At 46.2% G+C, this 7014-nt stretch carries 6 protein-coding genes and 1 other annotated feature; all 6 genes read left to right on the forward strand.

What is annotated here, in order from left to right:
* The first annotated feature begins 48 nt into the window (after window positions 1–48).
* The 6 genes from ACOV1R_RS07885 (at window position 49) to ACOV1R_RS07910 (ending at window position 6899) form a co-directional block, all read left to right on the forward strand.
* Window positions 49–1281: a hypothetical protein gene (locus tag ACOV1R_RS07885; RefSeq protein ID WP_003645742.1), complete on the forward strand. Its 1233-nt coding sequence runs from the start codon at window positions 49–51 to the stop codon at window positions 1279–1281.
* A gap of 35 nt (window positions 1282–1316) precedes the next feature.
* Window positions 1317–2723 carry a C69 family dipeptidase gene (locus ACOV1R_RS07890; protein WP_003641197.1) on the forward strand — a complete coding sequence of 469 codons (1407 nt, stop codon included), beginning with the start codon at window positions 1317–1319 and terminating at the stop codon, window positions 2721–2723.
* A gap of 123 nt (window positions 2724–2846) precedes the next feature.
* Window positions 2847–3099, forward strand: a binding site (T-box leader).
* A gap of 76 nt (window positions 3100–3175) precedes the next feature.
* Window positions 3176–4183: an aspartate--ammonia ligase gene (asnA, locus tag ACOV1R_RS07895; protein ID WP_003641196.1), complete on the forward strand. Its 1008-nt coding sequence runs from the start codon at window positions 3176–3178 to the stop codon at window positions 4181–4183.
* A 38-nt stretch (window positions 4184–4221) separates the two neighbouring features.
* Complete coding sequence (gene asnS / locus ACOV1R_RS07900; RefSeq protein WP_003645743.1) at window positions 4222–5517, forward strand: asparagine--tRNA ligase; 1296 nt, start codon at window positions 4222–4224, stop codon at window positions 5515–5517.
* 170 nt (window positions 5518–5687) lie between these two features.
* The gene (locus tag ACOV1R_RS07905) at window positions 5688–6317 is read left to right on the forward strand and encodes an NAD(P)H-dependent oxidoreductase (RefSeq protein WP_003644060.1); all 630 of its coding nucleotides are present in this window, start codon (window positions 5688–5690) and stop codon (window positions 6315–6317) included.
* A gap of 108 nt (window positions 6318–6425) precedes the next feature.
* On the forward strand, window positions 6426–6899 hold the full coding sequence (locus ACOV1R_RS07910) for a MarR family winged helix-turn-helix transcriptional regulator (RefSeq protein ID WP_021357441.1): 474 nt from the start codon (window positions 6426–6428) through the stop codon (window positions 6897–6899).
* Window positions 6900–7014: the final 115 nt, after the last annotated feature.

Consider the following 7014-nt stretch of genomic DNA (forward strand, 5'->3'; position numbering starts at 1 on the left):
TACAAAGCCGCTAAAATATAAGTACTTAGATCAGAGGAGCTGTTGTCGATGATGCCAACGAACCTAACCTTACTTGAGCGTAAGATCTCAAATAACTTGAATTGTCTATACTTTGTCAACCATCCCGTTTACCGTATTCAAAAGGACCATCAATTAGCACTCGCTTCAGAATACAGCCTTGCCGGCAACGTGACCGAAATTATCTGTGATGAACAGCAGCGCTATCATATTTTATTCGTGGCGCGTAAAGAAATTGTCTTAACTGAAAAGAAGGTCGCTAAAGTAACCAATAACCAGCTCGGGCAGGATACCGTTCAATTTCTGGCGACGCTGGGATACCAGTTTCCCCCTGCGCAGCCGGCCGGTGAACTAAGCCAACCCACGATCCTACCTTCACCAACGGAATTGAGTGAATGTCCGACCGCTTACGTAATCATCGACTGCGAGTTCGGCACTCGCTTTCGTCGTAATGGCTCCGCTAAAGCCGTCAGTTGGCACGTCATCGAATCACCCGAATTACGGGCTAGTATCTTCCAGCTCAGTGCCATCGGTTTTTCCCATCATACGCAGACAGCGCCTTTTTTCAATCGTTACTTCGATGATCCTAACTTTTTACCTGACAAAAAGTTGGCCGGTTTATCAGCAACTGGCTTAACGACCGTCGCTTACGAGGCGCAAGGCGACCCCTTGACGATTCTAAAAGCATTCATCCAGCAAGTTATCCAGCCACAACTCCCCCTCGTTTTTTGGGATCAGACACAGGACATGAAACACATTCGATTATTACTAACTCAGTATTATCAGCAATTGACCCCCACCGAACAGCAGCTAGTCAGTCGCCCGGTCACGATTTTTGATGCCCAAGCCTATACGAATACCTTGATCAATCGTGGCAACCATAAGGTCGGTAGCCATGATCTGCCATTAAATGGCTTAGCCGCACTTTTTAATATCAGCAATCCACACCAGCATAACGCCATTTGGGATGTTCAGACAACTGAATTAGTCATGGTTAAGCTTGCTGAACTAACTCACCAAACGCCGGTAATCACTACACCGCCTGCACCGATCGCACTACCAGCTACGGTGCCAGCGGTGGTTCCGTCAATCCAGACGCCTAGCCCCACACCACAACATGCCAGCCACGCGCAAGTTCACCAGTTACGGGCACGTGGCAAGACTTACCGTGAAATTGCGGCGGTCACCGGTTTTAGTATTAGCGGGATTAATTATATTCTCAAAAAAGCCCGTTCTATCCCGACCCGCTCAGAAAGCGTATAATGATATTAATAGCTTAAAAGGAGTGTTTTAATATCATGGAAAAACGTATTAAAGGTTCATGTACCACGATTCTCGTCGGTAAAAAAGCCTCAATCGATGGCTCGACCATTATTTCACGAAACGATGATGGTCACGAAGCCCTAGACCCCGAACGATTAGTTGTGGTCAATCCCGCAGATCAACCCCGGCACTATCAGTCCGTCATTAGTAAGGTCGAAGTCGACTTACCTGACAATCCCTTACGGTATACTTCAATTCCCAACTCAATCTTGACCAATGGGACCTGGCCAGCAGCAGGGATCAACAGTGAGAACATCGCCATGTCCGCAACCGAAACCATCACCACGAACTCGCGTATCTTGGGAATCGATCCCTTCGTTGCCGGCGGAATTGGTGAAGAAGACCTTTGCACCCTAGTATTACCATACATTCACAGCGCCAAGGAAGGCGTTACTCGTCTAGGTGCCCTGCTTGAACAATACGGGACTTACGAACCAAACGGTATCGCTTTTTCTGATCAAGACGAAATCTGGTGGTTAGAAACCATTGGTGGTCACCACTGGGCTGCTAAACGTATTCCTGACGATGCTTACGTGGTTGCTCCGAACCGCATGAATATTGACGATTTCGATTTTAACGCTGATGATACCTTAGCTTCAGCTGACCTTGAACAATTAATTGAAGATTACCACTTGAATCCTGACTTTGACCGTGTCAACTTGCGGCACATCTTTGGGAGTGCTTCAATCAAAGATACGGTTTACAACAACCCCCGGGCTTGGTTCGGTCAGAAATACTTCACGCCGGACGTTGTGCAAGATCCAATGGAACAAGACTTACCATTCATCTGCCATGCTAACCGTAAGATTTCTATCGAAGACGTCAAGTTTGTTTTGAGTTCTCACTTTGAAAACACGAAATACGATGTTTACGGGAGTGGCTCTGAAGCTGACAAAACCCTTTTCCGGCCAATCGGGATCAACCGTAACCACGATGTGCACATCTTACAGATTCGCAACAACGTCCCCGCTGCTGTTGCCGGTATTCACTGGTTAGCCTTTGGTGCCAATACCTTCAACACGGTCGTACCATTCTATGCAAATGTCAATGACACGCCAGCTAGCTACAAAGATGCGGACGGCACCTTTAATCTCAACCACATGTACTGGTTAAGCTGTACAACCGCCCTTTTGGGTGACACCGACTACGACTTTTACGTGGATATGCGGAATAGTTACGAACTCGAAGCCATGAGTGCTTACCGTAAAATCGAGAATGATACCGACGCTGACTTGGCTAACCACCAAGACGTCACGGCCTATCTTGAAACGGCTAACCAACAATTGGCCGATACCGCGATGAAGTTACAAACTAAATTACTCGGCGATATGGTCATTGCCGGTTCTGAAAAAATGAAATTACGTTATAATTTGAACGATTAATTAAGCCCGGTAGCTTGCGGTTTTAGCTAAGATTTTTATGGTGAATTCATGAGACTAAACTAATTTATTTTTAATTTAGTGGTTTACAAATACCAGAATCGTGCTAATATAAATGTCACAAGATAAAAAACGGAGGAAAGAGGAGTACGATTAGTCAACCTGCCAGTGAATCGGGAGTGAGTGGAAACCCGACCAGAACTTGACTAATCCGAAAAACACTTTCTTAGTTGCTAACTGAAATAACCTCGTTAAAGTAGGATTAGCCGTTAACCGGTACGTTACCATCGGTGGTGTATGTTTGTACACTATTTTAAAGCTGGTTTACTGTAAGGTAAACAACTTGGGTGGTACCGCGAAAGAGTCTTTCGTCCCTTGATAATTCAAGGGATGGAAGGCTCTTTTCTTTTATCCTGTAACTAAAATCTGAACTTATTTTAAAGGAGACCACGCATATGCATTTAATTATTCCAAAGGATTACGATCCTAAATTATCCGTTAAAGAAACCCAACAGGCCATTCGTTACATTCGTGAAACGTTCCAAGATGAATTTGGGAAGCAACTAAACTTATCTCGGCTTTCAGCACCGATGTTCGTTGAAAAGAAAACTGGTCTGAACGATAACTTAAACGGTGTCGAAAAACCTGTCTCCTTCACTATGCAAGACATGGGTGATGAACAAATCGAAATCGTTCACTCACTTGCTAAGTGGAAACGGGTCGCTTTAAAGCGCTACGGTTTTGATATGCATGAAGGTCTCTACACGAACATGAACGCTATTCGTAAGGATGAAGATTTGGACAATTACCACTCCGCCTACGTTGATCAATGGGATTGGGAAAAAGTGATCAGTAAGGAAGAACGAACCGTTGAAACTTTGAAAGCCACGGTACGTCAAATCTTTAAAGTGATCAAGCACATGGAACACGAAGTTTGGTACAAGTTCCCACAAGCCGTTCACCACTTACCAGACGAAATTCACTTCTTAACCACACAAGAGCTCGAAGACATGTACCCTGACATGACGCCGCGCGAACGCGAAAACGCCATTTGCAAGAAACTCGGCTGTGTCTTCTTAATGCAAATTGGCTGGAAGCTTGATTCCGGCGAACGTCATGATGGCCGCGCCCCCGACTATGATGACTGGAAATTGAACGGCGATATCCTCTTCTGGTATGAACCATTAGACCAAGCTATCGAAATCTCAAGTATGGGAATCCGGGTCGATGCTGAATCAATGAAGAAACAACTTAAAGACGTGGACGCCGAAGACCGGCTTAGCTTGCCATACCACCAAATGATCTTGAACGCGGACGTCCCTTACACGATCGGTGGCGGGATTGGTCAATCACGGCTCTGCATGTTATTACTTGGCAAAGCCCATGTCGGTGAAGTACAAGCTGCCTTGTGGCCACAAGCCATGATCGACCAATGTGCCGAACATAACATTCATTTACTTTAATCTGATTTAAAATCCAACAAGAAGGAGTGATCAATATCATGGAAACCATTAGTATTATCAACGCCGCTGACCATGTCAATGAACAAGTTAAAATTGGGGTGTGGCTCAGTAATAAGCGTTCTAGCGGCAAAATTGCCTTTCTTCAATTACGCGATGGCACTGCAACTTTTCAAGGGGTAGCTCTCAAAAACGAGCTCGGTGAAACGGCTTTTGCACAACTGACCGACCTCGCGCAAGAAACTAGCCTCTGGGTCACCGGCACGATTCATGCAGATACCCGTTCCCCCTTTGGCTACGAGCTTGCCATCTCACAATTTGAAGTGGTTGGGACTAGTCACGACTACCCGATCACGCCCAAGGACCATGGTATTGATTTCCTGTTGGATCATCGCCATCTTTGGCTACGGTCATCGCGTCCCAACGCAATTATGCGGATTCGCAACGAGGTCATTCGAGCCGTTTATGAGTTCTTCAATGACCGCGGTTTTATTAAGATTGACGCGCCGATTTTGACCGGTTCCGCTCCTGAAGGGACGACTGAATTATTCAAAACTGATTACTTTGGTCAGGACGCCTATTTATCACAATCCGGCCAGTTATACGGTGAAGCTGGCGCAATGGCGTTCGGCAAAATCTTCACGTTTGGACCAACTTTTCGGGCCGAAAAATCCAAGACTCGTCGCCACTTAACAGAATTCTGGCAACTTGAACCTGAAATGGCCTGGATGCATCAAGATGAAAGTCTGGAAGTCCAAGAACAATTGGTGGCCTACCTCGTTCAAGCCGTGATTGACCATTGCCCCCACGAACTGGCCGTTTTGGACCGCGATGTTGCGACGTTGCAAAAGTACACCAAGCTCCCATTTCCGCGAGTTTCGTACGACGATGCTATTACACTACTCCAAGCGAACGGCTTTGACGTCGACTGGGGTGTCGACTTTGGCTCACCGGAAGAGACATTTTTGGCAGAACACTTTGACCAACCAGTCTTTGTCTTAAACTATCCCAAAGCAATCAAGGCCTTTTACATGCAGGCACACCCGACGCGCGATGATGTCGTCATTGCAGCTGACCTGTTAGCACCTGAAGGTTACGGCGAAATCATCGGCGGTTCCGAACGCTCAACAGATTATGACTACTTGAAGGAACGGTTACTAGCCAGCGGTCAAGACTTGCAGGATTACGAGTGGTATCTCGATTTACGCAAATATGGTTCGGTGCCGCACTCCGGTTTCGGTATGGGTCTGGAACGTTTTCTGGCTTGGATCACTTTGCAAGATCACGTTCGCGAAACCATTCCGTTTCCACGTATGTTGCACCGTATTTACCCGTAAAGTCGCTCCAACCTAGTGCTAGTAGCATTGGTTAATCAAAATTAATCGTGCATCCTTTAAATTCCCCACGCATTTTCTAATGTGTGGGGAATTTTTTATCTTATTTGTTGACAAGCAACAATATTCAAGATAAAATGTTGCTTGTCAACAAAATTAAGGGGCTGTTTAAAATGACAAAATTATTAATGATTAATGCTCATCCACACACGACCGTCCCCAGTGCCTCACTGACCGTTGCAGCGAGTTTTAAAACTGCGTATCAGCAAACCCATCCGAACGATGAGATTACGACACGCGATCTTTATCAGGACGGCGTTCCCGCTTTGAACGACACAACCTTCGAAGCTTGGCGTAAACAAAAATACGGTGAAGAACTAACGTCAGTGGAAGCTGAACTACTTAGCCGTCACGCCGCCTGGCTAGCTGAATTTCTAGCAGCCGACAAGATCGTCTTCGTTAATCCAATGTACAATCACTTTCTTCCAGCCGAACTCAAACAATACTTAGACTTAACCGCAGTCGCCCGTAAAACTTTTAAGTACACGGTCAACGGCCCGGTCGGCTTATTACCCGACAAACACGTCTTACACATTCAGGCTGCGGGTGGCTACTATCACCAACCTGATCAGCACAACCAGGTTGAAGCAGGCGACCCCTACCTCCGTGGCATGATGCAACTGTATGGGATTCAGGATTACCGAACCATCTTCATTGAAGGATTGGACCAATTTCCAGAACAGCGAGAACAGGCCATCACTGCCGCACAGGTAGCAGCAGAAAAACTCGCCGGTGAATTTTAAAACCGGTATAATAATAGTAATAAAAGCTAATGATTAATTGATAATTGCGCGCTAACCACCACGAGAACCAGTCGCCGTGACGCACAACTATCTAAGGGGGATCAATCGATGTCAATATCCACGGAACAGACAATTCTAACGCAGCTCAAAACGATTCGAACCAAGCGTGCTTCCACTACTGGTGAACAGAAATGGTTAAAGCAGCATATCACAGAAGCCAATCTACGCTGCCTGTTGCCGGATATTTCCATCGTTGGCCTACATTTATTATCTGAACTAGAGGCCGGTCCACAAACGGGCATCGACTTAGCCACTAACCTCGGCGTCACTCGAGGTGGTGTGACCCGGGCAGCCAAACGACTCGTAACGCAGGGCTTAATTGGCTCATTCCAGCAACCCGATGATCACAAAAAGATCTTCTACCGCTTAACGCCGAGTGGTCGTAAGCTGGCCCGCTATCATGATAAGATGCATGCAACCCGCAATCATCAAGCAATCACGCTCCTCCATGAACACTACTCACCAGCAGAACTTGCGGTGATTCAACGCTTCTTGGCTGATTTGACGGATTATGAAGCTTAATAAAACCAAAAACACCGCTACGACTAATGCGGGATATACTCCTCTTTGGGTAGACAAGCAAATAATCAAAGCTTGCCTACCTAAGGAGGAGTTTTTCTATGGGCAGAAAAGGTTC

The sequence above is a fragment of the Lactiplantibacillus sp. YT640 genome (assembly GCF_049745435.1).
GTDB classification, from domain to species: Bacteria; Bacillota; Bacilli; order Lactobacillales; family Lactobacillaceae; genus Lactiplantibacillus; species Lactiplantibacillus plantarum.

Excerpts from the sequence above, each read along its gene's own strand:
- ACOV1R_RS07885 (WP_003645742.1), top strand. The coding sequence starts at position 49 with ATGATGCCAACGAACCTAACCTTACTTGAGCGTAAGATCTCAAATAAC.
- ACOV1R_RS07890 (WP_003641197.1), top strand. The coding sequence starts at position 1,317 with ATGGAAAAACGTATTAAAGGTTCATGTACCACGATTCTCGTCGGTAAA.
- asnA (WP_003641196.1), top strand. The coding sequence starts at position 3,176 with ATGCATTTAATTATTCCAAAGGATTACGATCCTAAATTATCCGTTAAA.
- asnS (WP_003645743.1), top strand. The coding sequence starts at position 4,222 with ATGGAAACCATTAGTATTATCAACGCCGCTGACCATGTCAATGAACAA.
- ACOV1R_RS07905 (WP_003644060.1), top strand. The coding sequence starts at position 5,688 with ATGACAAAATTATTAATGATTAATGCTCATCCACACACGACCGTCCCC.
- ACOV1R_RS07910 (WP_021357441.1), top strand. The coding sequence starts at position 6,426 with ATGTCAATATCCACGGAACAGACAATTCTAACGCAGCTCAAAACGATT.